Source organism: Lentzea chajnantorensis, from assembly GCF_054300775.1.
Genome location: NZ_JBSDZT010000002.1, coordinates 1,021,695 through 1,046,304, shown reverse-complemented (window position 1 = coordinate 1,046,304; position 24,610 = coordinate 1,021,695). Strand labels below are relative to the sequence as shown.

Below are 24,610 nucleotides of genomic sequence, written 5' to 3'. Positions count from 1 at the left end.
GTGCGGGCCGATCATCGATTTCCCGCGTTCACGCGGCGTTGCCCCGGATCGTCCGGTCAGCGCGGCGCGGTCTGCGTTCGAGGTGGCGGCACCGGTACCGGTCGGTTCTGCTGTATGTCGACGGCGCAGGAAACTCTTTGATCAGCAGCACACCGTGGACGAGCACGACGGGGAGTGGTGAGGTTGGCCGGCTGGAAGGAACTCCGCGACCGGCGGATGGCTGAGGCCGGGGCCGACGAGGCCTACGAGGCGGCCCGCATCGCGTTCGAACTGGGCCGCTCGGTCAGGGATGTTCGGGAAGCGCGCGGGTGGAGCCAGGCGCAGCTCGCCGAGGCGGCGGGGATGACACAGCCCGCGGTGGCCCGGTTCGAAGCAGGTGGGACGGTGCCGACGATCCCGGTGCTGGACCGCCTCGCGCACGCGCTGGACCTGGAGCTGGTGGTGCGGCTCGCCCCGAGGAACGCTGCCTGAGCCGGACGACGGGAACCGGTCGGCCTGATCAGCAGAAGATGATCCCGCAAGGCCGCGTGGTCGTGGTCGTGGTGGTAGGCCGCGGCCGTGTGGTCGTCGTGGTGGGAGCCGGCGGTTTCGTCGTCGTGGTCGTCGTAGTGGTGACGACCTGCGTTGTTGTTGTCGTCGTGGTCGTAGTCGTTGTCGTGGAGGAAGAAAAAGACGGCGCGGACGACGACGGGGCTGAAGAAGGCGCAGATGACACTGTCTGTAGTTGTGACTCGGTCTGCGTCGGCATCAAAGAAGGCGTGTTGAGAAGGGAAACGCGGGCCGGATAAGCATCCTGCGGGTCCTCCGAATCGCCGGCCGCGAACGAGCCGAAAAGCGGTCCGAGCACTGACAACGCCGCTACTACGGCACCGATGAGCGCACCGGTTGCCAGCCTTCCCGGCCCGCTCATCGCCGCCAACACGGGGATTGCCTATCGGGTTCACTCGATTGGGTCAAGCAAACCGGGACTTTTCTACTCAGTCGGACTTTTGTGATCCTTCGCGTTGATCACGCCCTGTGACAGCGCGAAATGCGCGGCTAACCGGGGAACTGCTCGGCCGCGGAGACCAGCAGCTGCCAGTCGCCGTCGGGCAGCGTGCGCAGGCGGTCCAGCACCAGCGACATCCGCTCCAGCAGCACCGGGTGGTCGGTCCAGAACGAGTGGTCCACCCGCAGCAGGGCGGCCAGCAGGTCGCCGGGGTAGAGGGCTACGGACCGCAGGGGGTCGGCCTCCACGTGCTCCAGCGCCAGCACCGCCGTCACGTCGAGCCCGACCTGGTGCGTGACCAGCAGGTGCAGCGAGGTCGGTGTCAGCTCCCGCACGGGCAGGTCCCGCAACGCGCAGAGGTCCCGGTAGAGCTGGGTGGACGACGAGTCCGGTCTCAGCCAGTCGTCGCCGCTCAGGTGCGTGAGCGTTTCGTCCCGGTCCACGCACCCATCGTGCCCGCAGAACCGGCTCCTGGCGGGCGGATGGAGGCAACGGTTCGGCATTGGACGACTGCCGGCCCACTCAGGGCGTCGACATTCCGCAGCCGGGTGCTCGGCTCAACAGGGCTCCGACAAAGGCTGGAAACGGGACAAGATGCTGCAATGGAATTCGATCCGAGAATCAACGCCCAGCGCGTGACCGCCTATGCCGAGCTGCGCGCCGTTCTGGCTGATCCGGCCGCGTTCTCGTCCCGGCACGCCACAGGTCCGCAGGTAGCGGACGTCGCTGCCGCGCTGCCGCCCGAACAGCGGCGGTTGCTGGAATTGATGTACTCGATCAACACCACCGACGGCGCCGGGCACGCGCGAATTCGTGCGGCGGCGAACCACAAATTCACTCAGACGGCCGTGCGCCGAATGGCTGATCCGATTCGGCTGCGCGCCAGGGCGTTGCTCGACGGCCTGCCGGAGGAGGCGGACTTCGTGAGCGGGTTCGCGGCGCCGTTCGCGCTGGGCGTCCTCGGCGACGTGCTCGGCGTGCCGGAGGCGGACTTCCCGCTGTTCCGCGAGTTCGTGGCACCGGTGCTGGAGCTGACCAGCGGCGAGGAGGTCAGCGAACGGGTGCTCGGGTCGTACTTCGCCGCCATGAACGAGTTCTGCGCCTACTTCGGGCGCTCCGACGTGTTCAAGGGCCGTCAGCTGTCCGAGCAGGAACGGCTCTCGCTCTGCCTGGGGCTCGTGGTCGCGGGCACCGAGTCGACCACGAACATGCTGTCCAGCCTGCTGCTGCGGCTGGACCGGGACGAGCGCCGCCTCGCCGGGGTGGTGGAGGAGGTCGTGCGCCTGGACGCGCCGCTCATCGGTTTCTTCCGCACGGCCACCTGCCCGGTGTCGGTCGGCGGCACGGCGGTCGCCGAGGGCGAGCACCTGTTCCTCGACTTCGCCGCGGGCAACCGCGACCCGCGCGCGTTCACCGAGACCTTCGACCCCGGCCGCCCCGCCGCACCCGCGCACCTCGGCTTCGGCCACGGCACGCACTACTGCCTGGGCGCGGGCCTCGCCCGGTTACAGGGCCGCGTCGTGGCCGAAGAGCTGCTCGACCGCTCGTTCGAGGTGGTCGAGCAGCCCATCCGCCCGCGCAGGCACCTGATCAGCCACGGCCCCGCGGAGCTGCGGTTCAGACCAGGGCGGCGTCCAGCGTGATCTCGACGGCCGAGAGCGCCTTGGAGACCGGGCAGTTCGCCTTGGCGCCCTCGGCGGCCGTCTTGAAGTCCTCCTCGGACAGGCCGGGCACGTTCGCGCGCACGGTCAGGTGGATCCCGAGGATGCCCTGGCCGGTCTGGAACTTGACCTCGGCCCTGGTGTCGATGGAGGTGGGCGGCGTACCCGCACCGGTCAGGCCGTGCGACAGCGCCATCGAGTAGCACGAGGAGTGCGCCGCCGCGATGCAGCTCCTCCGGGCTGGTCTTGCCGCCGGCCTCCTCGGCCCGCGCCTTCCAGTCGATGTCGAAGCTGCCGGCGTTCGACGTGGAGAGGGCGACGTTGCCCTTGCCCTCGACGAGAGAGCCTTCCCAGTGCGCGTTTGCCGTCTGAGTGATGGCCATGATCTCCGGGTCCTTGTCGGTTCGATGCGAGAGAACGATGACCACCTTTCCACGTGAGCGGCCGCCGATCATCCCGAGAACCCACGTGGCGGGACCTGGACAACGCAAAAGGCCGGTACCCACTGGGCACCGGCCAACCGAGCTGCCCGGGGGTGTGGGGGCTTGGCCCCCAAAATCATGGCGGAACGCAAAACGGCTCATGCTCTCGATGAGCATGAGCCGTCCTGCGTGGAGCGGATGACGAGACTCGAACTCGCGACCCTCACCTTGGCAAGGTGATGCGCTACCAACTGCGCTACATCCGCCTGTCTTGCTGTCGTACGTGGAGAACTATACAACAGGGCTAAACCGCGTCTCGACCGGGGGGCTCCAAACCGGCCAGCAGCTGGTCCACCTCGTCCAACTGCTCCTTGGGCCAGCGCCACTCCCACAGCGCCCGCACCTTCGGCAGCACGTCGACCGGCAGCCACGCCGCCACTTCCTCGCGCTGGTCCCAGTCGTCGAACACGTGCTCGTAGAAGCTGATCAGCGCCGCGTTCTCCAGGAACTGCTCCGGCTGGTGGAAGCACCAGTGCGCGAACCCGTACGCGCGCCGCAGCACGTCGTCGTCCTGTTCGCGGTGCGCTTCCGCGGTCAGCTGGGAGAAGCTCGGAGAAGAAGACGTGGCAGGACCATTCCTCGGTCATGGCGACATCGCGAAGTTCCGGCACGAGTGCCGTCGCCCGTTCCCGCCAGTCCACCACGAGGGCAACGGTAACCGGTGGGTCTTCTTCCTCCGACGGCCCGACGCCCACCTGTGACCGTCCTGTCACCGAAAGCGTTGCGCTGATCAGCCCACGTCGATCGGATGGTCTTGTGTATCGACCTGTTCTCATCCAGGGGCAGGTCTGGCCCCTTGTGGCATGTTGAGCCCTGTGATGGTCGACGAGAACGAGGTCGACCGGGACCTGCTCGCCAGGGTGCGCGACGGAGACGACTCGGCCTACGGCGAACTGTTCTCCCGGCACGCGGACGCGGTCCGCCGTTTCTCACTCAGGCACGTCCGCGAGGCGGCCGAGGCCGACGACCTCACCGCCGAGGCGTTCTTCCGCATGTTGCAGGCGATCCGCCGCGGCAGCGGGCCCACCGACCACGCGCGCACCTACCTGCTGACGGTCGCTCGCCGGGTGGCGTGGGAGTGGAGCGGCCGGCGGCGGGACGTGCCGGTCGAGGACGAGGAGCTGAACCGGCGGGCCGAGCCGGTGGCCGACAACGCCGCCAGGCGCGCCGAGCACAACCTGATCACCCGTGCCTTCTCCAGCCTGCCGGAACGCTGGCGGGTCGTGCTGTGGCGCGTCGAGGTGGAGGGCGAGCGCCCCGCCACCGTGGCACCGCACTTCGGTCTTTCGCCCAACGCCATGTCGGCGCTGGCCCGGCGCGCCCGTGAAGGGTTGCGGGCCGCCTACCTGCAGGCGCACCTGGCCGTGGACGACGGGCGGTCGTCGTGCGCGGCGATCAGGGCGAAGCTCGGCACCTACACCGCGGGCGGGGTCCAGGGCGTCGAGGAACGCCGGATCCGCGCCCACCTGGACGCCTGCTCGTCCTGCTCGCAGCTCCACGCCGAGCTGAACGAGGTCTGCGCGACGCTGCGGGCCAGCGCGGCGTTCCTGGTCGTGCCGTCCACGCTCGGGCTCGCGTTCGCGGGCAAGGTGCTGCTCGGCAAGGCGAAGCTGGCCATCGCCGCCGCGTCCGTCGCGACGATCGGCCTGGTCGGCACCGTGGCCACGGTGTTCTCCGACGGTCCCGGCGTGGCGATGCTGCAACCCGACCAGCACCCCGTCGTCCAGTCGCTGCCGTCCGGCACGACCAGCGGGAACAGCCAGGAGCTCGTCCAGGCCCCGCCCGCTCCCGAACAGCAGCAGCGGCGGGAGCAGCAGCAGCCGGGCAACGCGATCGCCCCCGCCGCGCACCGGTCCGGTCCCGAGACGGTGCGCAGGACCACGGCCACGCCGCCGCCGGTCACCGAGCAGCAGCGCGAACCGGCCACCGAACGCGCGGAGCCGGTCGCGAAGTCCTCCGACCCGGCCCCCTCCGACGTCGAGACGGCCGGGTCGACGCCGCGCGGGATCAAGTCGCTCGACACGTCGTCCTCGTCGTCGCCGGCACCCTCCAGCTCCACGCCGTGCGACCCTCCGACGCCGCCGCCCACGACGTCGACGACGATCACGCTCTACCCGAAACCGCGGACCGACTGAGGTTCACCCACAAGGCTCACCCCGCGACCGGTACGGTTTGACCAAGACCGACTGAGCGTGGGAGACGGTGTCATGACGCGGCTGGTACGCGGTGCGGACGGGCGGATGTGGACTGTGCACAGCCGCATCGAGTGGCGCAACCCGGTGCTGTCCGACGACTTCGAGCACGACGTGAGCGGCGGTGCGCTGCCCGGCATCATGATGGCCGGCCTGCTGCTCGTCATGACGGTCGTGCTGATCGCGTGGACGCCCGAGGAGGTCGTCGTGCCCTCGTGGCTGGTCCTCGCGCTGATCTTCCTGTTCCTGTTCTTCCCGGTCCGCTGGGCGCTGCGCCGCCCGCACACGCTGGTCGCGGAGAGCAAGGCGACCGCCGACGAGCTGCCGCCGGAGCGGTGGATCGGCCAGGTCCGCGGCCCGCTCGCCGTGCGCCAGGAGGCCTCGCGGGTGGCCAGGACGATCGAGATGCACTCGCTGCCCGACGTCGAAGGCCCGTTGCAACCCGTCGACTGATGCGACACTGGAGCGGTGCCCGAGCTGCCCGAGGTAGAAGCACTGGTTCACCACCTGCGTGAACACGCCGTCGGCCGCACCGTGCACCGCGTCGACGTGGCGTCGCTCCAGGTGCTGAAGACGTTCGACCCGCCGTGGACCGCGCTGCAGGGCCAGGAGGTCGTGGCCGCGCACCGGCACGGCAAGCACCTGGACCTGGAGGTCGCGGACGGCCTGCACCTGGTCGTGCACCTCGCACGGGCCGGTTGGCTGCGCTGGGCGGACACCATGGCGGCCCCGCCGCCCAAGCAGGGCCGCGGCCCGCTCGCGTTGCGCGTGCACCTCGGCCCGCCCGGCCAGGGCCCCGGCTTCGACCTCACCGAGGCGGGCACCAAGAAGGGCCTCGCCGCGTGGATCGTGCACGACCCGAAGACGATCTCCTCGGTCGCGCGGCTCGGCCCGGACGCGTTGCAGCTCTCCCGCACCCAGCTCGAGGACCTGCTGCACAAGCGCACCGAGCGGCTCAAGACCGCGCTGACCGACCAGGGCCTGATCGCGGGCATCGGCAACGCCTACTCCGACGAGATCATGCACTTGGCCCGCCTCTCGCCCTACGCCACGGCAGGGCGCCTCGACGACGAGCAGCTCGACCGGCTGCACGAGGCCATGATCAGCACGCTGACGGACGCGGTGGCCCGCTCGGTGGGCCAGGACGCGGCCCGGCTCAAGGGCGAGAAGCGCTCCGGCCTGCGGGTGCACGCGCGGACCGGCCTGCCGTGCCCGGTGTGCGGCGACACCGTGCGCGAGGTGTCGTTCGCGGACAAGGCGTTCCAGTACTGCCCGACCTGCCAGACCGGCGGCAAGCCGCTGGCCGACCGCCGGTTGTCGCGCCTGCTCAAATAACCACCCCTTGACCGGGGTGGACGAGGACGAGCACCTCCAGGACACGGGGGCCGTGCACGCCCTCCACCCGGTTGAGCTCGATGTCGCTCGTCGCCGACGGGCCGCTGATGAACGTCAGCGGCCGCGTCGGTTCCAGCCGTGCCAGCGCCTCCGGCACCGACCCGGCGATCTGGTCGGCCCGCACCACGCACACGTGGTGGTCCGGCAGCAACGTCAGCGCGCGCCGGCCCTGAGCCACACCACCGTCGAGGACGATCGTGCCGGTGTCGGCGATCGCGACCGCGCACCCGGTCAGCACGCCGTCCGCGCCGTCCAGGTCCTCGATCGACAACGGCTCGCGCAGCCACTCCACACCGTCGGCCAGCCACTCGTCCGGCACGTCGGAGGGCACCACGACCCGCTTGCCCCGCAACGAGGTCAGCGCCGCGGGGACGTCGGTGACGACGTGCACGACCGCCCGGTAGTCGGCGACCCGCTCGGCGAACAGCTCGACGCCGCCCGGCCCTTCGCGGTGGTACCCGCGCACGACCGGTGCGGCGGCGGGCACCCGCGCGTCGCGGATGCGCCGCAGTATCTCCTCCTTGGCGCTAGCCACGGTTCTCCTTCCACCACGCGCGGAACGACTGGGCGGGCGGTGCGGGCACGTCCCGCGAGGACGTCCACCTGGACCCCGGCCACGGCAACGAGCTGATCTTCCCGTCCTTCGCCAGGAAACGGGCCAGCGAACCGGCCTTCTGCGCCTTCTCGTACCGCGAGGCCGAGGCGAACACCCACGCCGCGGCCGCCATCGCCACCGACTCCGCGGTGCGGCCCTTGGCTTCCACGACCTCCGCGCGCAGGTGGGTGAGCACCGACGGGATGTCGATCCGCACCGGGCACACCTCGAAGCAGGCGCCGCACAGCGAGGAGGCGAAGGGGAGCGAGGCCGCCTGCGGGTCGTGCAGGTCGCCGACCAGCTGCGGCGTCAGGATCGCGCCGATCGGTCCCGGGTAGACCGAGCCGTACGACTGGCCGCCGGTGCGTTCGTAGACGGGGCAGACGTTCAGGCACGCCGAGCACCGGATGCACCGCAGCGCCTGGCGCCCGACGGAGTCCCGCAGCACCGCGGTGCGGCCGTTGTCGACCAGCACGAGGTGGAAGCGCTGCGGGCCGTCGCCGGGTGTCACGCCGGTCCACACGCTCGTGTACGGGTTCATCCGCTCCGCGGTCGACGAGCGCGGCAGCAGCTGGAGGAAGACCTCCAGGTCCTGCCAGGTGGGCACGAGCTTCTCGACGCCCATCACGGTGATCAGGGTGTCCGGCAGGGTCAGGCACATCCGGCCGTTGCCCTCGGACTCCAGCACCACGATCGACCCGGTGTCCGCGACGGCGAAGTTCGCGCCGGAGATCGCCACACCGGTGCTCAGGAACTTCTGCCGCAGGTACAGCCGTGCCGCCTCGGCGAGGTCCGCGGGTTCGTCGCTCACCTCGACGCCCATGCGGCGCTGGAAGATGTCGCGGATCTCCGAGCGGTTGCGGTGGATCGCGGGCACCAGGATGTGCGACGGCCGGTCGTCGCCGAGCTGCACGATCAGCTCGGCCAGGTCGGTCTCGACCGCGTGCACGCCACCGGCTTCGAGCGCCTCGTTCAGGCCGATCTCGGCGGTGGCCATGGACTTGACCTTGACGACCTCGGTCGCGCCCTCCTCCCGGCAGAGGCCGAGCACGATCCGGTTGGCCTCCTCGGCGTCACGGGCCCAGTGGACGACGCCGCCGCGCGCCGTGACCGACTCCTCCAGCTGCACGAGCAGGGTGTCGAGGCGGGCCAGCACGTCGTCCTTGATCTGCTCGCCGGCGACCCGCAGCTGCTCCCAGTCGTCCACCTCGGCGACCGCGGCGGCCCGGCGACCGCGGATGGTGCCGGTGGCCTTGCGCAGGTTCTGCCGCAGCTGGGTGTCGTTCAGCGCCTCCTTGGCCGCCTTCGGGAACGTCGGGCTGCCCAGCCACGTCACGGGGTTGCGCGCCACGGGTCCTCCTCCGTCGAAGCCAGGACCTCCGCCAGGTGCACGGACCGGACGCCGGCCCGCAACCGGGACAGGCCACCGCCGATGTGCATCAGGCAGGAGTTGTCACCGGCGGACAGCACCTCGGCGCCGGTGTCGAGCACGCACCGCATCTTGTCCGCCAGCATCGCCGTGGACGTCTCGGCGTTCTTCACCGCGAACGTGCCGCCGAAGCCGCAGCAGTGCGTCGCGTCGGGCAGTTCCACCAGATCGAGTCCCCTGACCGCCCTGAGCAGCGCCAGCGGCTTGTCCCCGACTCCCAACAAGCGCAGCGAGTGACAGGTGGGGTGGTAGGTGACGCGGTGGGGGAACCACGCGCCGACGTCCGTCACTCCCAGCACGTCCACGAGGAACTCGGCGAGCTCGAACGTGCGCGGGGGAGACGTGCCCAGCGCGGGGTGGACCTCCCGAACCATGCCCGCGCATGACCCGGATGGCGCAACGACGTGGTCGTACCCTCCGAAGACGTCGGTGTACTTGCGCGCCAGCGGCCGGGCTTCCTCCCGGTAGCCGGTGTTGAAGTGCATCTGGCCGCAGCACGTCTGGTCGAGCGGGAAGTCGACCGTGCAGCCGAGTCGTTCCAGCAAACGGACCACCGCACGTGCCGTCGACGGGAAGAGCGTGTCGGTCAGGCAGGTCGCGAACAGTGCCACTTTCACCGGCACACCCTCTCCCCAAAGTCATCGGATGTCTACCCGGGCCGGTGGACCGTACGGGCGTACGCCGAGGCTGCCTCTTGCTATAGGGGCGTCCCACAGCACAGCATGTGCACCGTGGGCGACCTGTTGACCGAGCGCGCTGTGCTCGGCGTCATCGCGACCCTGGCCGTTCTCGGCCTCTTCGTGATGCTGTGCCGCGCTCGACGCGTCAGCACCTCCGTCGAGGACGCTGTGATGGACATGCTCGACCGCATGTCCAGGGCGTCGAGCGACCTCCGGGCGGGCTTGACGGAGGAAGCCGCCAACAAGGCCACCCCCCACCTGCGCGAGATGCTGCGCTGCGTCGCGGTCGCCATCACCGACGAGGAGGGCACCGTCCTGTCCTGGGACGGCGGCGCCAACGACCACTACGAGTACCTCCACGACACCGTCGCCCGCGCGATCAACACCGGTCACAAGGAGCACGTCGACCACCGCAAGCTCGGCTGCGAGCTGCAGGGGCCGTGCTCCCTGCACAGCGTCGTCGTGGTCCCGCTGGTTGTCGAGGGCGAGGTGGCCGGCACCCTGATCGTCGTCTCCGGCGTCGCCTCGAAGCGCCAGATCCGCATGGCCGAGGAGACCGCCCGCTTCGTCTCGACCCAGCTCGAGCTGGAGGTCGTGCAGAAGCAGCGCCAGGCCCTCGCCCAGGCCGAGGTCAAGGCCCTGCGCGCCCAGATCTCCCCGCACTTCGTCTACAACGCGCTGAACACGATCTCCTCGCTGATCCGCACCGACCCGGCCCACGCCCGCGAACTGCTGCAGGAGTTCGCCGAGTTCACGCGCTACTCGTTCCGCACCGACGGCCTGTTCACGACCCTCGCCGACGAGCTGACGAACATCCACCGCTACCTGACCATCGAGCAGGCCCGCTACGGCTCCCGCCTGAACGTGCGCCTGCGCATCGCCCCCGAGGTCCTCCAGGTCGTCCTGCCGTTCCTCGTGCTCCAGCCGCTGGTCGAGAACGCGGTCCGGCACGGCCTGGCCAAGAAGCCCGGTGGCGGCATGCTCACCATCACCGCCGAGGACAACGGCAACGAGGCGCTGATCAGCGTCGAGGACGACGGCGTCGGCATGGACCCCGACCGCCTCGACGACATCAAGGACGCCCACCAGACCGGTGCGCACGTCGGCATCGGCAACATCAACGACCGCATGCGCACGGTGTTCGGCGCCGAGTACGCGCTGGTCGTCGAGACCGCCCCGAACGCGGGCACCAAGGTCATCCTCAAGGTGCCGAAGTTCGCCCGGAACGTGCTGCCGAACCTCAACATCGGCACGCAGCTGACCGACGAGCCGATGACGGCGGAACAGCCCGTGGTCCGCGCCTGAGCGACCGTGCGGAGAGCCGTTCGGACCAACTCAACTTGTGTTGGCAACGATCCTCAACCCCACCCTCGAACCTGCCGATTGTGGTGGTGACCAATGAACAGCCGGTCAGGTGAACCGACGAAGACCGGCCGCGAGCTAAGGGCATCAATTGCAGGAACAACGAGCACCCGAACGCGTTCGCGTCTGCATCAAGTGCACCGCGAAGGGCTATTCCAGCTGTAAGTGCTGATCGGCAACGCCGCAGCTCAGCGCGCTGCGACGGCCAAGGTCGTGATCAGCGCGACGGCGCAGACGCTCCAGCTCACCCACATCCAGTAGATGTGCATCGGTGTCGGCCCGGCGGCGTTCTGCCTGCCCCGGTCGTCCCACCACTCGACATAGCGCTCCAGCCAGCGGATGGGGTTGAACGTCACCCGTCGACTCTAACCCGGCACCACGTGTTCCACGTCACGCGGGAGCAACCTGCACCCGGCTCGGCTCCCGCGTGACCGCGAAACGCACGTACTGTCGAGCACATGAGCGTCACGGACAAGATCGCGGCCCGTCTTCCGCGGGTCATGGACCGGGGTGAACGCCCGCCGGTGGTCGCCGCTGTGCGGTTGCACGGGGTCATCACCCCGCAGTCGTCGCCGGTGGCCCGCAACACGATCAGCCTCCAGAACGTGGAAACGGCCATCAACCGGGCGTTCGACAACGAGCGCCTGATCGCGGTGGCCCTGCTCATCAACTCGCCCGGCGGTGCGCCGACGCAGTCCGCTCTGATCGCCGAGCGCATCCGGGAGCTCGCGACGAAGAAGCACGTGCCGGTGCTCGCGTTCTGCGAGGACGTCGCGGCGTCGGGCGGCTACTGGCTGGCGTGTGCCGGCGACGAGATCTACGCGCACGGGACGAGCCTCGTCGGCTCGATCGGTGTCGTGAGCGCCGGGTTCGGGCTCAACGGCCTGCTCGACAAGGCGGGTGTGGAGCGGCGGGTCTACACCGCCGGTGAGAACAAGGTGCGGCTCGACCCGTTCCAGGCGGAGAAGCCAGAGGACGTCGAGTGGCTCAAGGGGCTGCACGCCGACCTGCACGAGCAGTTCAAGGCGTGGGTGAAGGAGCGCAGGAGCGCGAAGCTCAAGGCGGCCGACGACGAGCTCTTCACCGGTGAGGTGTGGACCGGCGCCAAGGCCGTGGAACTGGGCCTGGCGGACGGCATCGGCACGATCCGGTCCGTGCTCGCCAAGCGCTTCCCGGACGCCGAGCTGACGGTCGTCGAACCGCGCAGGCCCTTGCTGGCCAAGCTGGGCCTGGCCGGGGCGTCCACCCGATCGGGGGATCTCGTCACGCAGGTGCTGACAAGCCTCGAAGAACGTGCTCGCTGGTCCCGATTCGGGCTGTGAGCATCAGTTCGGTTTCACCGGGCGTGTCGGGGCCGGTCCCGGCGTAGACATGACCGCACATTGATGGGCAAGATGCCCGACACAGTGAGTATCCAAGACAACGCCGGTCTCCTCGTCCTCGCAGTCGATGACGAGGCTCCCGGCCTGAGCGAGATCAAGTTCCTCCTCGAGAGCAGCCCCCACATCCGGCGCGTGCTGACGGCGTTCGACGCCGCGGAGGCGCTGCGGATCCTGCGGGGCGACTACGAGCAGGAGGTGATGGCGCGCACCAAGGCCGGCCTTCCGCCGGTCGACGCGGTGTTCGCCGACATCAACATGCCCGGACTTTCCGGCATGGACCTCGCACGGGTGCTCAGCGCGTTCCGGTACCCGCCCGCGCTGGTCTTCGTGACCGGTGTGGAGGAACGGGACGCGCTCGTCACGGCGTTCGACGTCGGCGCGCTCGACTTCATCAACAAGCCGATCAACGAGGAACGCGTCCTCAAGGCGATCTCCCGGGTCGCCGACCGGGTGGGCCGCACCGCGGCGCCCGCGGCCGCGACGGGCCAGGCAGCGCAGAACCCCGCCGAACCGAGTGACGACGAGGTCATCCCCGTCGAGCTGGGCGGCACCATCAAGCTCGTGCCGCGCGCCTCCGTGCGGTACGTCGAGGCGCAGGGCGACTACGCCCGCCTGCACACGCAGGAGGGCAGCCACCTCGTGCGCATCCCGCTCGCGCAGCTGGAGGAGCGCTGGGCGAACGCGGGTTTCGTGCGCATCCACCGCTCGTACCTGGTGGCGTTGCCGCTGGTGAGCGAGCTGCGGATGACGGCGAACGGCTACGCGGTCGTGATCGGCACCGGTGAGGGCGCCAAGGAGCTTCCCGGTCAGCCGCAGGCACACCAAGGAGCTCAAGGAGCGGATCGTGCGACCGCCGAAGAGCGGCTGGTGAGCAGGCACGACGCGGGAAAGCCCGAACAGGCCGCCCGTGAGGCCTGGCTCGGTGAGCAGGCCCGCAAACCGCGCAGGCGCAGGGTGGTGCTCGCGGACTCGACGAAGTCGCGCAGCAAGGCACCGCGCACGATCATCGAGCTGGAGGAGCAGACCAGCGTCGGCGAGAAGCTGATCCGCGACCTCATCAAGCAGCAGCTCAGGTCCGCGTTCGGGCTCGCGTTCGCGGTGCTGGTCGGCATGTGCCTCCTGCCGATCACCTTCTACCTGTTCCCCGCGATCGGGGGCATCGAGGTCCTCGGCATCGGCGTCCCCTGGCTCGTGCTCGGCCTCGCACCCTTCCCGGCCCTCTACGCGGTCGGGTGGGTGTTCCGCAGGCAGGCCGAACGGCACGAGCGCGACTTCGTGAACATGGTCGACCGCTGACGTGAACGCCACCATCTGGAGCCTCACCGCAATCGTCGCCGTCGCACTGGTGACGTTCCTGCTCGGCTACGTCGGCTCCCGCACCGCGAACACCACCCCGGACTTCCTGGTGGCGCGGCGGTCGATCCCCGCCACCCGCAACGCCGCCGCGATCTCCGGCGAGTACCTGTCCGCCGCGTCGTTCCTGGGCGTGGCCGGACTCGTGCTCAAGGACGGCATCGACGCGCTCTGGTACCCGATCGGCTTCACCGCGGGCTACCTGGCGCTGCTGCTGTTCGTCGCGGCACCGCTGCGGCGCTCCGGCGCGTACACGCTGCCGGACTTCGCCGAGGCCCGGCTGGGGTCGGTGAACGTGCGGCACTTCAGCACGTTCTTCGTCGTCTGCATCGGCGTGCTGTACCTGGTGCCGCAGCTGCAGTCGGCCGGCCTGACGCTCACGACGATCACCGGCCTGCCCGCGTGGCTCGGCGGGCTGGTCGTCACGGCCATCGTGGTCGTCAACGTGCTGGGCGGCGGCATGCGCGCCATCACGCTCGTGCAGGCGTTCCAGTACTGGGGCAAGCTCTTCGCCATCGCCGCGCCCACGTTCGTGCTCTTCGTGGTGTTCCTCGTCGCGCCGGACCGGGGCACGCAGCCGATCAGCGACGGTGGCGTGGTCAGGTTCCCGGCCGCCGAGACGATCACCGTGGCCGAGCAGGACATCAAGGTCCGCGTCGACGAGCCGCTGCAGCTGGTGGTGCGCGGCCGGATCGACGGCAGGGACGCGAACGGCGCGGTGTACTGGAGCCGCGGCGTCTACGAGCTGAGCCCCGGCACGGTCATGGAGTTCACGGCCGGCGCCCCGGTGCCCGTCGTCGAGGGGTCGCCCACGACCAACCGCGACTGGATGCGCCCGCAGACCGGTGGCCTGTCCGACCTGTTCCGGACGTACTCGCTGATCTTCGCGACGTTCCTCGGCACGATGGGCCTGCCGCACGTCCTGGTCCGCTTCTACACCAACCCGGACGGCAAGGCGGCCCGCCGGACCGCGCTGCACGTGCTGTACCTGCTGGGCCTGTTCTACATCTTCCCGACGGTGCTGGGCGTGCTGTCGCGGCTGTACCTGCCGCAGCTGCTGGTGAACGGCAAGACCGACGCGGCGGTGCTGATGCTGCCCGAGACGATGGTGCCGAACCTGGGCGGCCAGGTCCTCGGCGCGATCGTCGCGGCCGGCGCGTTCGCGGCGTTCCTGTCGACCTCCTCCGGGCTCGTCGTGTCCGTCGCCGGGGTGGTCTCGACGGACATCATGCCGGGCAAGGTTCGTGACTTCCGGTGGGCGACGGTGTTCACCGGACTCGTCGCGATCGGCCTCGCGCTGCTGCTGCCGCGGGCCGACGCGTCACTGACCGTGGCCATGTCGTTCGCGCTCGCCGCGTCCACCTTCTGCCCGCTCCTGGTCCTCGGGATCTGGTGGCGCGGGCTCACGTGGGTCGGTGCCGTGTGCGGTCTCGTCGTCGGTGGCGGCATGGTCATCACGGCGCAGGTGGTCAGCGTGATCAGCTCCTACACCGGTCGCTGGGCGCCCGCCGTGTTCACCCAGCCGGCGCTGATCACCGTGCCGATCGCGTTCCTGACCATGATCGTCGTCAGCAAGGCGACCCGCAGGCGCGCGCCCGCCGACGTGAACCAGATCCTGCTGCGGCTGCACGCCCCCGACCCGCTCGGCTTCATCCGCGACCGCGACGTCGCCCGCTTCGGGACCGCGGAGGAGAAGGCCAGGATGGCCGGTCACGAGCGCAGGGGATCTGCGTAAACACGCTGAGTAGTCAGCGGTTCGAACGGGTGAAAATTGGTCACTCGAATCGGTGAACGGTGATTCCGGTCACGCTCGGTGCCCTTCGTCTTCGAATACTGACCGTTCGCCGCTTCACCCGACTGCTGGGCGCATGGGCACGAACAGAGTCTTACCTGAGTGACTCAAGTCTCCATACGGTTCTCGACCAAGAACGGACCGCACCTGGAGGCAATGACGTGCCCGCCACGTTGCTGAGCCCTACGCCGAGTACCGCGAGGAGGGGACTGTGAGCACCACCGAGCACACCCCGAGCGAGTCGTCCCCCGATGCGCAGAAGTGGGTCGACGTGCAAGCGAGCGCCGACTTCACCGAGCTGAAGCAGCGCCTGCGCAAGTTCGTGTTCCCCGTCTCCGCCCTCTTCCTCGCCTGGTACCTGCTGTACGTGCTGCTCGCGGACTACGCGCACGGCTTCATGTCCACCAAGGTGATCGGCAACATCAACGTCGGGCTCCTCTTCGGCCTGCTGCAGTTCGTGTCGACCTTCGTCATCACGACGCTGTACGTGCGGCACGCCAACAAGAACCTCGACCCGTTGGCGGAGAAGCTCCGCGGTGAGATCGAGGGAGACGGCAAGTGAACGAGTCGAGCCCGATCCTCAACATCAGCATCTTCGGCGTCTTCGTCCTGATCACGCTGTTCGTGGTCATCCGGGCGAGCCGCAACACGAAGACCGCTGCCGACTACCTCGCCGCCGGCCGTGCCTTCACCGGCCCGCAGAACGGCATCGCCATCGCGGGTGACTACCTCTCCGCGGCCTCGTTCCTCGGCATCGCGGGCGCCATCGCCCTCAACGGCTACGACGGCTTCCTGTACTCGATCGGCTTCCTGGTGGCGTGGCTCGTCGCGCTGCTGCTGGTCGCCGAGCTGCTGCGCAACACCGGCAAGTACACGATGGGCGACGTCCTGAGCTTCCGGATGCGCCAGCGCCCGGTCCGCGCCGCCGCCGCCACGTCGACCATGGCGGTCTCGTTCTTCTACCTGCTGGCCCAGATGGCCGGTGCCGGTGGTCTCGTCGCCCTGCTGCTCGGCATCACGGGCACCGGTGGCCAGGCCCTCGTCATCGCCGTGGTCGGCGCCCTGATGATCGCCTACGTCCTCATCGGCGGCATGAAGGGCACCACCTGGGTGCAGATCATCAAGGCGGTCCTGCTGATCGCCGGTGCCGGCGTCATGACCCTCTGGGTGCTCGGCAAGTACGGCTTCAACCTGTCCTCGCTGCTCGGTGCCGCCGTCGACGCCGCTCCGAAGGCGGGCGAGAAGCTCCTCGGCCCCGGCCTGCAGTACGGCAAGACCGACACCAGCAAGCTGGACTTCCTCTCGCTGGCGCTGGCCCTCGTGCTCGGCACCGCGGGTCTGCCGCACATCCTGATGCGCTTCTACACCGTGCCCACGGCGAAGGAAGCCCGCCGCTCGGTCGTGTGGGCGATCTGGCTGATCGGCATCTTCTACCTGTTCACCCTGGTCCTCGGCTACGGCGCCGGTGCGCTCGTCGGCCCTGACAAGATCAACGCGGCACCCGGCAAGGCCAACTCGGCCGCCCCGCTGCTCGCGCTGGAGCTGGGTGGCCCGATCCTGCTCGGCCTGATCGCGGCCGTCGCCTTCGCGACGATCCTCGCGGTCGTGGCCGGCTTGACGATCACGGCGTCGGCGTCGTTCGCCCACGACATCTACGCCAACATCATCAAGAAGGGCCAGGAGGAGGACAAGAACTCCGAGGTCAAGGTCGCCCGCATCACCGCGATCGTCATCGGCCTCGTGTCCATCGGCGGCGGCATCATCGCCAACGGCCAGAACATCGCGTTCCTCGTGGCGCTGGCCTTCGCGGTCGCCGCCTCGGCGAACCTGCCGACGATCCTCTACTCGCTGTTCTGGAAGCGGTTCAACACCTCCGGTGCGCTGTGGAGCATCTACGGCGGCCTGATCGTGACGATCACGCTGATCATCCTGTCGCCCGCCGTCTCCGGCACGCCGACCTCGATGTTCAAGAACGCCGACTTCGACCTGTTCCCGCTGTCGAACCCCGGCATCGTCTCGATCCCGATCGCGTTCCTGCTCGGCTACGTCGGCACGATCCTGTCGAAGGACAAGGCCGACCCCGTCAAGCAGGCCGAGATGGAGGTCCGCTCCCTCACCGGTGCGGGTGCCGAGAAGGCCACCGCGCACTAGTCCGCGCACTGCCGAACGGGCCGTTCCGGGTTTCCGGGGCGGCCCGTTCCGCGTTTCCGTGCAACCCCGCTGGTGCCGGCTGTGTAGTGAACATGACCGCAGCACGAGCATGGGGGACCGGGAGTGCGACGAGACGAGGAGTTCTCGGAGTTCTTCACCAGCCGGTTCGACTGGGTGCGGCGCACCGCGTACGCGTTGTGCGGCGACTGGTCGGAGGCCGAAGAGCTCGCGCAGAACGCATTCGTGCGTGCCTACGCGAAGTGGCCCAGCGTCCGGCGCGAGACCGCCGAGGCGTACGTCCGCACGACCGTGACGCGGTTGTTCATCAACAGCCGCAGCCGCGTCCGCGAACGCCCGGTCGCCGACCTGCCGGACCACGGCATCGTCGGCGGCTTCGGCGACCCCGATGCCCGGCTGCACGCGGCGTTGCGGAAGGTGCCGCCGAAACAGCGGGCCGCGCTGGTGCTGCGGTACGTGCACGACCTGTCCATCGAGCAGACGGCGGCCGAGCTGGGCTGCTCCGAGGGCAACGTGAAGAGCCAGACGGCCAGGGGCTTGGCGACGCTCCGCGAGGCGTACGGCGAGCCGGTCAACGCGGAGGGTGCCTGATGACGATCGAAGACGAGCTGCGCGGAGCTCTCGACGTGCCCGCGCCACCACCGACGACGACGCTGGACGACGTGCTGCGGCGGGGCAGGCGCCGGGTGGCCGTGCGCAGGGCCGGGTTCGCGGGCGGCGTGCTGACCGTGGTGGCGGCGGTCGGGATCGGCGGTGCGGTCTGGCGGGGAGCGGTCGAACCCGAGCTGTCGCTCGCCACCAATCCCGCCAACTGGCCGCGGGTGAGCTGCGGCGAGGCCGGTCCGCAGCCGGACGTGGTGCGGAACATGGGTGCCTTCCTGCCCTCGACCGGCCAGATGCGGGCCTGGCGGGACTCGGCCCAGGCGGTGCTGCCCGACCGGGTCGTCGACTCGGAGCTCCCCGAGGACGCCAACGGCCCCGCGAGCGTCCACCACGGCGACCGCCGGGGCTTCCGGGTCGACGTCCTCGACGGACAGGGCGCCGGGAGCCTGCGGTTCGCGCTGGCCCGCTTCGAGGGTGATCCGGCCGCGGCGGCGGACAGCGCGCGGTGGGCCACCGGCACGTGTGCCGCGAGCCGGCGCCTCACCGGCGCCGACGGCACCGTGTTCCAGCTGTACGCGCCCGGCGTCGAAGCACCGTCGGAGCTGCAGGTGCAGACCCTGTACGTCTTCCGCGCCGACCGGCTGGCGTTCCGCGTCGAGCAGGTCAACGCGGGCCGCATGAGCTCCCAGCCCACGCGGGAGGCGGTGCCGCTGTCCGAAGTGGAGCTCGTGAGGCTCGGGGCCGCCGTCGCGGAGGTGTCCTGAGGGTGCGGCCGTGCCGGAGGTTCACGGAGGTGCAACTTCCGGCATGGCACCATTCACGGTGTGACTGTTCCCAGCGTCGAGATCGCCGACGTCCCCGAGAAGCTGCCCGAGGGCGCCGTCCTGCTGGACGTGCGCGAGCAGGACGAGTGGGACGCGGGCCACGCCCCCGGCGCGCTGCACATCCCGATGAGCGAGATCGGTGCGCGCCTGGACGAGGTGCCGAACGACGTGCAGCTCTACGTCGTGTGCCGGGCCGGTGGCCGTTCCGCCCGCGTGACCCAGTACCTCAACGAGAACGGCTGGGAGGCCGTGAACGTCGAGGGCGGCATGCAGCACTGGGACGCCCACGGTCGTCCGCTCGAGGGCGGCGTCGACGGCATGGAACCCGAGGTCATCTGACCGTGCAGCCGCTGCAGCCGATGCGCGTGGACTGGGTCGCGACACCGCCACCCGGTGCGTACCCGCAGCCCTCGCGCCGGTCGCAGCGGCTGCGCTACGGCGGTCCGCCGCACTACCCGGTGCCGCCGCGGTGGGGGTTCCCGCTGCTGGCGTGGCGCTGGCCGACGGCCGTGCTCGACACGGCCGAGAGCGGCGACTCCGTCGACGGGGTGCGCCGGATCGGCAGGACCGCGCAGAACACGCTGTGGCTCGTCGCGTTCGTCGCGGTGTGGGCGGCGCTGTCCGAGGTCTGGCGGTACGTGCTGCTCGCGATGAGCCGCTACGGCGCGCTCTCGGCGGGCGTGGTCTCCACGTCGGACGCGATGGTCGTGTCCTCGTCGGCGATCCTGCTGGTCGGCTGGCCGCTGGCGTTGATCTTGACGGTGCTGTGGGTGCGCCGCGCCAGGAACGTGGCCGCGACGATCGTCGGCTACGGCCCGTCCCGCTCCAACCGCTCCGCGCTGCTCAGCCTGTTCGTCCCCGGCGTGAACCTGGTCGTGCCCGGCTCGGTGCTCGCCGAGCTGGAACACGCGGTCGCCCGCCGTCCCGCCGGCGAACGCCCCCGCCCGTCCCGGCTGCTGCTGTGGTGGTGGGGCCTGTGGGCGTCCTCCGGCGTCCTGTTCGTGATCACCATGCTCTGGCTGCTGCGCGACGGCACCCAGGCCCAGGCCGACGGCGTCCTGCTGCACGCGCTCGGCGACCTGGTGCTCGCCGGCGTCGAGGTCACGACCGCACTGGTGATCCGCCGCACCACGACCCTGCTGCTGCCGGTGGACGCCGCGTCCGTCCGGCTGATGCGCGTCGTCGAGGTGAAGGACGCCCCGGCACCACCGCTGCGCTCCTTCCGCCCCTCCGGTTCGCCCCGCTGACCTCCGCCGTTCCCGCGGCAGCCTTCCCGGCGTCGCGCGGGACTGCCAGGTTGGGAGGATGCGGACACTCATCGGGGCCCTGGTGATCGCGCTGGCCACACCGGGCCTGGCGGCTGCGCACCCGCACCGCGACTTCGACCTGCAGGCCCACCGCGGCGGCATCGGCCTGACCGTCGAGAGCACCCTCAAGGCGTTCGGCAAGGCCCTCGCGCTCGGCGTCACCACCCTCGAACTGGACCTCCAGATCACCAGCGACGGCCGCGAGGTCATCACCCACGACCGCAGGACGAACCCCGCCAAGTGCCTCGACACCGCACCGGCGTTCCCCGGCGACCCCGCCTGGCCCTACGCGGGCAAGTACGTGAAGGACCTGACCTTCGCCCAGGTCAGAACCCTCGACTGCGGCAGCACCCGCTGGTCGCAGTACCCGGACCAGGAACTCTCGCCCGGCGCCCGCATGCCCACCCTGGCCGAGCTCTTCGCACTGGCCCGCGCCCACCGCGCATGGGGCGTCCGCTTCAACATCGAGACCAAGGTCGAAGCCGCCGCACCGCACGAGACCGCCCCGCGCGAGCAGTTCGTCCGCCGCACCGTCGCGGAGGTCCGCCGCTCCGGCTTCCTGCCGAACGTGACGGTCCAGTCGTTCGACTGGGGCACCCTGATGCGCCTGCGCGAGGTCGAGCCCCGCATCCCGCTGGTGGCGCTGACCCAGCCCGACTTCCTGCGGCCGGGGTCGCCGTGGACCGGCGGCCTCGACCTCGCCGACTTCGGCGGCAGCGTGCCGAGGGCGGTCAAGAGCTTCGGCGCGAAGGCCCTGTCGCCCGTGCACACGATGACCACGCGCGAGCTGGTCACCGAAGCCCACGGACAGGGCCTCGCCGTCATCCCGTGGACCGTGGACGAGGTGCCGCGGATGCACGAGGTGATCGACGCCGGGGTCGACGGCCTGATCACCGACCACCCCGACCGGCTGCGGACGGTGCTCGCGGAGCGCGGGTTCACGCTCCCCCGGCGCTACCCGCGCCGCTAGTCGGTCCCGACGGACCGGCCGAAGTGCCCAGGTCGTCCGATCAGGCCCCGTCGGCGAGCATCAGCGAGTGCAGGCCGCGGATCACGAACTCCGCGCGCCGGTCGGGCTGCTGCGCGAGCACCGCGCCGGGCAGCTTGCGGTGCAACGCCGACAGCGCCGCCTCCACCTCGATCCGCGCCAGCGGCGCGCCCAGGCAGTAGTGGATGCCCATGCCGAACCCGAGGTGCTGGTTCTTCTCCCGGCCGATGTCGAGGTCGTCGGGGCGGTCGAACACCAGCGGGTCGCGTGCGGCCGCGCCGAGCAGTGCCGCGATCTTCTCGCCGGGCTCCAGCACGTGGCCCGCGATCTCGACGCGGTCGGTGGCCGTGCGCTCGAACAGCTGCAGCGGCGAGTCGTAGCGGATCAGCTCCTCGACGGCGGTGGGCAGCAGCTCCGGCGTCAGGCGTTCCCACTCCGAACGGTGCTCCATCAGCGCGTACACGCCGTTGCCGATCACGTTGACCGTGGCCTCGTGGCCCGCCATCAGCAGCAGCACGGCGGTGGCGACGAGCTCGTCCTCGGTGAGCCGGGCACCGTCGGTGTCGGTGACCGCGACCAGGTCCGACACCAGGTCGGCGCCGGGGGAGACGCGGCGCAGCGCGATCAGCTCGCGCAGGTAGGCGACGAACTCGGTGGCGGCCCGCTCGGCGGCGTCCTGCTGCTCGGGCGGCAGGCCGTACTCGTACATCTTCACGATCGCGTTCGACCACGGCTGCAACAGGTAGCGGTCGGAGGCGGGCACGCCCAGCAGCTCGGCGATCACCTCGACCGGCAGCGGCGCGGCGACGTGCGCGAGCAGGTCGGCCTGACCGACGTCGGAGACCTTGGCGGTCAGCTCGTCCACCAGCCGGTCGGCCAGCTCGGCCACCCACGGGCGCAGCCGCTCGACGTGCCCGCGGCCGAACGCGGCGGCGACCAGGCGGCGCAGCCGGGTGTGCACCGGCGGCTCGTTCTCCAGCAGCGAGTTGCGGTGCAGGAGGTTGAACGACAGGAACCGCTCCACCGGCTTCACGTCCGACCAGAGGCGGCCCAGCGAGCGGTGGCGCAGGACGGCGGAGCAGGCGGCGTGCGAGACGGCGACGGCGATGCCCATGCCCTCGTGGTGGTGCACCTCACCCGCGGCCCGCAACGAGGCGAAGGCCGGGTACGGGTCGGCGATGAACGCGGGATCGCGCTGGTCGAACGTCACAACGCGGACGGTAAGTCGAGGTGGCGCTGAAGTCCACGGTGAGTTGATTGACGTCTCAAATTGTTGTTCGAGAACTAAGGTGCGACGTGTGCAGCAGCCATCAGTCGTCGCGCACCGCGGTGCCTCCACCGACCGCCCCGAGCACACGATCGGGGCGTACGAGCTCGCGTTGGAGGAAGGCGCGGACGGGCTGGAGTGCGACATCAGGTTGACCAGGGACGGCGAGCTCGTGTGCGTGCACGACCGCACGCTCACCCGCACGTCCGACGGCCGCGGCACGGTCAGCGCGCTGACGCTGGCCGAACTGCAGCGGCACGACTACGGCAGCTGGCACCGGCACGGTCAGCCGGCCGGGCTGTTGCGGCTCCACGAGCTGCTGGAGCTGGTCAAGGACACGAACGTGCAGCTGTTCATCGAGACCAAGCACCCGGTGCGCTACCGCAACGAGGTCGAGCGCAAGCTCGCCGCCGCGCTGGAGGAGCACGGGCTGCGGGAGCAGATCGTCATGATGTCGTTCTCCGCGAGCGCCGTGCGGCTGTTCCGCGAGCTCGCGCCGGACGTCCGCACGGTCCTGCTGCTCGACCGCCTCGGCCGGTACCGCGGCGGTGCGTTGCCGCCGTTCGCCGACTGCACCGGACCGGGCATCCACCTGCTGCGCCGCGATCCCGGGTACGTCGACCGCGCCCGCAGGGCGGGCCACGAGACGTACGTGTGGACGGTGGACGACGCGGACGACATCGCGTTGTGCCGTGACCTGGGCGTCCGCTACCTCGCGACGAACGCCCCGGCGAACACGCGCCGCCTGCTGACGGCTAACTTGGCGACCTGACAAGCCTGAGCACGAGGAGGGCCGAGGTGGCCAAGCGGACCGCTGTCAAGGACGCACCGAAGGACGGGATCAACCCGAAGCAGCCCTGCCCGTGCGGCTCCGGCAAGCGGTACAAGGCCTGCCACGGTGCCCCCGGCGGTGCGGCGGACGTGATCGTGTCCCGCCCGTTCGAGGGGCTCGCCGCCGAGTGCGAGCTGATCGCGCTGCGCGAGTTCGTGCCGTCCGCCGTCGCGAAGCTGCCGGTCAAGGACGGTCGCGAGGTCACGCTGGCCACGGTGCTGCCGACGGCGGCGGCCGGTCTGATCCGCGGCGACGACGTGCCGTTCGTGGGTCTGCAGGTGCAGACGCGCTCCGGTGACATCAGCCGCGACCTCGCGCGGGCGCTGCTGTGGGCGCAGCAGGCGAAGACCGGTGAGGTGCTGTCGGTCGTCGGCCCGGACAACGGCGAGCACCCCGGCCGGTTGCAGGACCTGCTCGACCCCGAGGCCGAGATCGTGCCGCAGCTGCACACCGACTTCATCTGGTGGATGCCGGAGGGCACCGAGCCGACCGGTGACGTGGCGCTCTCCCTCGAACGCGCGAACGCGGCGATCCTGCCGACCGACCGCGTGGACGCGCCCGGCGTGAAGGCCGCCTACTGGGTGGACGCGGGCGACAAGGCGCACCTGCGCTGGGTCCGCCCGGAGCCGGAGGAGAAGCTGATCCCCGCGATGGCGCGGCTGGCCGCCCGCGGCGAGCTGGACCTGGGCGAGGGCTCGCGGTACGCGGGGTCGTTCCGCGCGCACGGCCTGCTGGTGCCGGTGTGGGACCTCGACCGCGAGATGCACGCGCGTGAGTGGGCCGACCCGGCGGAGGCGCTGGGCAAGCGCCTGCTGGAGGCACTGGCCTCGGACGAGCCGCTGACCGACGCCGAGCGCCGGGCCCGTGACGGCCTCCGGGGCCGCCAGATCACCCTGCGCTGACGCTCGGACCGAGTTGTACACAGGGTTGTCCACAAGGAGCTGTGGATAAGTGCTGCTGCACATCATCTCGACCGCCGACTGGGCCGCGGCCCGGTCGGCGGGTTCGATCACGCCCGCCGCGGGCGAGGAGTTCGTGCACTGCTCCGACCGGGGCGTCGTGCACGTGACGGCGGGCAAGTTCTTCCACGGGCGCGACGGGCTGCTGCTGCTCGTCGTCGACCCGGAACGGCTCGGCGTGCCGGTGCGGTGGGAGGCCGTGCCCGACTCGCCGCTGTGGTTCCCACACGTGTACGGCCCGATCCCGGTCGAGGCGGTCGTGCAGGTCCACGACTTCCCGTGCTCACCGGACGGGTCTTTCGTGCTGCCGGAGGCCGTTGCCGTTCCGTGACGCGGCGGTGGCAACCGGT

The 24,610-nt window shown here is 70.3% G+C and carries 29 protein-coding genes, 1 tRNA gene and 1 pseudogene; 21 read left to right on the top strand and 10 right to left on the bottom strand.

Annotation, left to right across the window (positions count from 1 at the left end):
- The first annotated feature begins 183 nt into the window (after window positions 1-183).
- Together ACVDFE_RS05760 and ACVDFE_RS05755 are read left to right on the top strand one after the other, a co-directional pair.
- Window positions 184-471 carry a helix-turn-helix domain-containing protein gene (locus ACVDFE_RS05760; protein ID WP_360397037.1) on the top strand — a complete coding sequence of 96 codons (288 nt, stop codon included), beginning with the start codon at window positions 184-186 and terminating at the stop codon, window positions 469-471.
- Between the two features lie 56 nt (window positions 472-527).
- On the top strand, window positions 528-788 hold the full coding sequence (locus tag ACVDFE_RS05755) for a hypothetical protein (protein ID WP_458429803.1): 261 nt from the start codon (window positions 528-530) through the stop codon (window positions 786-788).
- A gap of 250 nt (window positions 789-1,038) precedes the next feature.
- Here ACVDFE_RS05755 and ACVDFE_RS05750 read toward each other — a convergent pair whose 3' ends face one another.
- Together ACVDFE_RS05750 and ACVDFE_RS05745 are read right to left on the bottom strand one after the other, a co-directional pair.
- Window positions 1,039-1,431: a contact-dependent growth inhibition system immunity protein gene (locus ACVDFE_RS05750; RefSeq protein ID WP_360397035.1), complete on the bottom strand. Its 393-nt coding sequence runs from the start codon at window positions 1,429-1,431 to the stop codon at window positions 1,039-1,041.
- A 114-nt stretch (window positions 1,432-1,545) separates the two neighbouring features.
- On the bottom strand, window positions 1,546-1,791 hold the full coding sequence (locus ACVDFE_RS05745; protein WP_458429802.1) for a hypothetical protein: 246 nt from the start codon (window positions 1,789-1,791) through the stop codon (window positions 1,546-1,548).
- Window positions 1,792-1,845: 54 nt separating this feature from the next.
- Between ACVDFE_RS05745 and ACVDFE_RS05740 the strand changes: the two genes are divergently transcribed.
- Window positions 1,846-2,631, top strand: a complete 786-nt coding sequence (locus tag ACVDFE_RS05740; protein WP_458429801.1) for a cytochrome P450 — start codon at window positions 1,846-1,848, stop codon at window positions 2,629-2,631.
- On the opposite strand, the gene ACVDFE_RS05735 is transcribed toward ACVDFE_RS05740, so the two are convergent.
- The 3 genes from ACVDFE_RS05735 to ACVDFE_RS05725 all read right to left on the bottom strand — a co-directional run bounded on the left by ACVDFE_RS05735 (window position 2,606) and on the right by ACVDFE_RS05725 (window position 3,633).
- Entirely contained in the window at window positions 2,606-2,845 is a 240-nt protein-coding gene (locus ACVDFE_RS05735) for an OsmC family protein (protein ID WP_458429800.1), read from the bottom strand. The two genes, ACVDFE_RS05740 and ACVDFE_RS05735, sit on opposite strands and share 26 nt — an antisense overlap.
- A 416-nt stretch (window positions 2,846-3,261) precedes the next feature.
- Window positions 3,262-3,337, bottom strand: a tRNA-Gly gene (locus ACVDFE_RS05730).
- Window positions 3,338-3,375: 38 nt separating this feature from the next.
- A complete protein-coding gene (locus ACVDFE_RS05725; protein ID WP_458429799.1) occupies window positions 3,376-3,633 on the bottom strand; it encodes a hypothetical protein in 258 nt (85 codons plus the stop codon).
- A 301-nt stretch (window positions 3,634-3,934) separates the two neighbouring features.
- On the opposite strand from ACVDFE_RS05725, the gene ACVDFE_RS05720 reads away from it, so the two are divergent.
- From ACVDFE_RS05720 to ACVDFE_RS05710, 3 genes are all read left to right on the top strand, one after another.
- Complete coding sequence (locus tag ACVDFE_RS05720) at window positions 3,935-5,266, top strand: sigma-70 family RNA polymerase sigma factor (RefSeq protein WP_458429798.1); 1,332 nt, start codon at window positions 3,935-3,937, stop codon at window positions 5,264-5,266.
- Between the two features lie 72 nt (window positions 5,267-5,338).
- Window positions 5,339-5,776 carry a DUF983 domain-containing protein gene (locus tag ACVDFE_RS05715; protein ID WP_360397029.1) on the top strand — a complete coding sequence of 146 codons (438 nt, stop codon included), beginning with the start codon at window positions 5,339-5,341 and terminating at the stop codon, window positions 5,774-5,776.
- 15 nt (window positions 5,777-5,791) lie between these two features.
- Window positions 5,792-6,658, top strand: coding sequence for an Fpg/Nei family DNA glycosylase (locus tag ACVDFE_RS05710; RefSeq protein ID WP_360397028.1), 867 nt, complete (start codon window positions 5,792-5,794; stop codon window positions 6,656-6,658).
- Here the strand turns inward: ACVDFE_RS05710 and ACVDFE_RS05705 are convergent.
- The 3 genes from ACVDFE_RS05705 to ACVDFE_RS05695 are packed head-to-tail and all read right to left on the bottom strand — an operon-like array spanning window position 6,651 to window position 9,353.
- A complete protein-coding gene (locus ACVDFE_RS05705) occupies window positions 6,651-7,253 on the bottom strand; it encodes a LutC/YkgG family protein (protein ID WP_458429796.1) in 603 nt (200 codons plus the stop codon). The genes ACVDFE_RS05710 and ACVDFE_RS05705 overlap by 8 nt on opposite strands.
- The gene (locus tag ACVDFE_RS05700; protein WP_458429795.1) at window positions 7,246-8,664 is read right to left on the bottom strand and encodes a LutB/LldF family L-lactate oxidation iron-sulfur protein; all 1,419 of its coding nucleotides are present in this window, start codon (window positions 8,662-8,664) and stop codon (window positions 7,246-7,248) included. The genes ACVDFE_RS05705 and ACVDFE_RS05700 overlap by 8 nt, the downstream gene beginning before the upstream one ends.
- Window positions 8,646-9,353, bottom strand: a complete 708-nt coding sequence (locus ACVDFE_RS05695; RefSeq protein WP_458434274.1) for a (Fe-S)-binding protein — start codon at window positions 9,351-9,353, stop codon at window positions 8,646-8,648. Before ACVDFE_RS05695 ends, ACVDFE_RS05700 begins: the two co-directional genes overlap by 19 nt.
- A 111-nt stretch (window positions 9,354-9,464) precedes the next feature.
- On the opposite strand from ACVDFE_RS05695, the gene ACVDFE_RS05690 reads away from it, so the two are divergent.
- Window positions 9,465-10,727, top strand: coding sequence for a sensor histidine kinase (locus ACVDFE_RS05690; protein WP_458429793.1), 1,263 nt, complete (start codon window positions 9,465-9,467; stop codon window positions 10,725-10,727).
- A gap of 245 nt (window positions 10,728-10,972) precedes the next feature.
- Here ACVDFE_RS05690 and ACVDFE_RS05685 read toward each other — a convergent pair whose 3' ends face one another.
- Window positions 10,973-11,140: a hypothetical protein gene (locus ACVDFE_RS05685; RefSeq protein WP_360397024.1), complete on the bottom strand. Its 168-nt coding sequence runs from the start codon at window positions 11,138-11,140 to the stop codon at window positions 10,973-10,975.
- A 102-nt stretch (window positions 11,141-11,242) separates the two neighbouring features.
- Between ACVDFE_RS05685 and ACVDFE_RS05680 the strand changes: the two genes are divergently transcribed.
- The 11 genes and pseudogenes from ACVDFE_RS05680 (at window position 11,243) to ACVDFE_RS05630 (ending at window position 21,184) form a co-directional block, all read left to right on the top strand.
- Window positions 11,243-12,106: a S49 family peptidase gene (locus tag ACVDFE_RS05680; RefSeq protein WP_360397023.1), complete on the top strand. Its 864-nt coding sequence runs from the start codon at window positions 11,243-11,245 to the stop codon at window positions 12,104-12,106.
- 72 nt (window positions 12,107-12,178) lie between these two features.
- Window positions 12,179-13,037: pseudogene (locus ACVDFE_RS05675) on the top strand (LytR/AlgR family response regulator transcription factor).
- On the top strand, window positions 13,034-13,462 hold the full coding sequence (locus ACVDFE_RS05670; protein WP_360397021.1) for a hypothetical protein: 429 nt from the start codon (window positions 13,034-13,036) through the stop codon (window positions 13,460-13,462). The pseudogene ACVDFE_RS05675 and the gene ACVDFE_RS05670 overlap by 4 nt, the downstream one beginning before the upstream one ends.
- A gap of 1 nt (window position 13,463) precedes the next feature.
- Window positions 13,464-15,254, top strand: a complete 1,791-nt coding sequence (locus ACVDFE_RS05665; RefSeq protein ID WP_458429791.1) for a sodium/solute symporter — start codon at window positions 13,464-13,466, stop codon at window positions 15,252-15,254.
- Between the two features lie 268 nt (window positions 15,255-15,522).
- Entirely contained in the window at window positions 15,523-15,873 is a 351-nt protein-coding gene (locus tag ACVDFE_RS05660; protein ID WP_360397019.1) for a DUF485 domain-containing protein, read from the top strand.
- A complete protein-coding gene (locus ACVDFE_RS05655; protein WP_360397018.1) occupies window positions 15,870-17,462 on the top strand; it encodes a solute symporter family protein in 1,593 nt (530 codons plus the stop codon). Before ACVDFE_RS05660 ends, ACVDFE_RS05655 begins: the two co-directional genes overlap by 4 nt.
- A gap of 123 nt (window positions 17,463-17,585) precedes the next feature.
- Window positions 17,586-18,071 carry a SigE family RNA polymerase sigma factor gene (locus ACVDFE_RS05650; protein WP_458429790.1) on the top strand — a complete coding sequence of 162 codons (486 nt, stop codon included), beginning with the start codon at window positions 17,586-17,588 and terminating at the stop codon, window positions 18,069-18,071.
- The gene (locus tag ACVDFE_RS05645) at window positions 18,071-18,847 is read left to right on the top strand and encodes a hypothetical protein (protein ID WP_360397016.1); all 777 of its coding nucleotides are present in this window, start codon (window positions 18,071-18,073) and stop codon (window positions 18,845-18,847) included. Before ACVDFE_RS05650 ends, ACVDFE_RS05645 begins: the two co-directional genes overlap by 1 nt.
- 51 nt (window positions 18,848-18,898) lie before the next feature.
- On the top strand, window positions 18,899-19,246 hold the full coding sequence (locus ACVDFE_RS05640) for a rhodanese-like domain-containing protein (protein ID WP_458434273.1): 348 nt from the start codon (window positions 18,899-18,901) through the stop codon (window positions 19,244-19,246).
- Window positions 19,247-19,248: 2 nt separating this feature from the next.
- A complete protein-coding gene (locus ACVDFE_RS05635) occupies window positions 19,249-20,154 on the top strand; it encodes a DUF4328 domain-containing protein (protein ID WP_458429789.1) in 906 nt (301 codons plus the stop codon).
- 58 nt (window positions 20,155-20,212) lie between these two features.
- Entirely contained in the window at window positions 20,213-21,184 is a 972-nt protein-coding gene (locus tag ACVDFE_RS05630; RefSeq protein WP_458429788.1) for a glycerophosphodiester phosphodiesterase, read from the top strand.
- Window positions 21,185-21,224: 40 nt separating this feature from the next.
- On the opposite strand, the gene ACVDFE_RS05625 is transcribed toward ACVDFE_RS05630, so the two are convergent.
- Complete coding sequence (locus tag ACVDFE_RS05625; protein ID WP_360397012.1) at window positions 21,225-22,412, bottom strand: cytochrome P450; 1,188 nt, start codon at window positions 22,410-22,412, stop codon at window positions 21,225-21,227.
- Window positions 22,413-22,500: 88 nt separating this feature from the next.
- Between ACVDFE_RS05625 and ACVDFE_RS05620 the strand changes: the two genes are divergently transcribed.
- From ACVDFE_RS05620 to ACVDFE_RS05610, 3 genes are read left to right on the top strand one after another with little or no spacing between them, the layout of a single operon-like run.
- Window positions 22,501-23,241: a glycerophosphodiester phosphodiesterase family protein gene (locus ACVDFE_RS05620; RefSeq protein WP_360397011.1), complete on the top strand. Its 741-nt coding sequence runs from the start codon at window positions 22,501-22,503 to the stop codon at window positions 23,239-23,241.
- Between the two features lie 26 nt (window positions 23,242-23,267).
- Entirely contained in the window at window positions 23,268-24,203 is a 936-nt protein-coding gene (locus ACVDFE_RS05615) for a DUF5926 family protein (RefSeq protein WP_360397010.1), read from the top strand.
- A gap of 49 nt (window positions 24,204-24,252) precedes the next feature.
- On the top strand, window positions 24,253-24,591 hold the full coding sequence (locus ACVDFE_RS05610; RefSeq protein WP_360397009.1) for a DUF952 domain-containing protein: 339 nt from the start codon (window positions 24,253-24,255) through the stop codon (window positions 24,589-24,591).
- Window positions 24,592-24,610 lie beyond the last annotated feature (19 nt).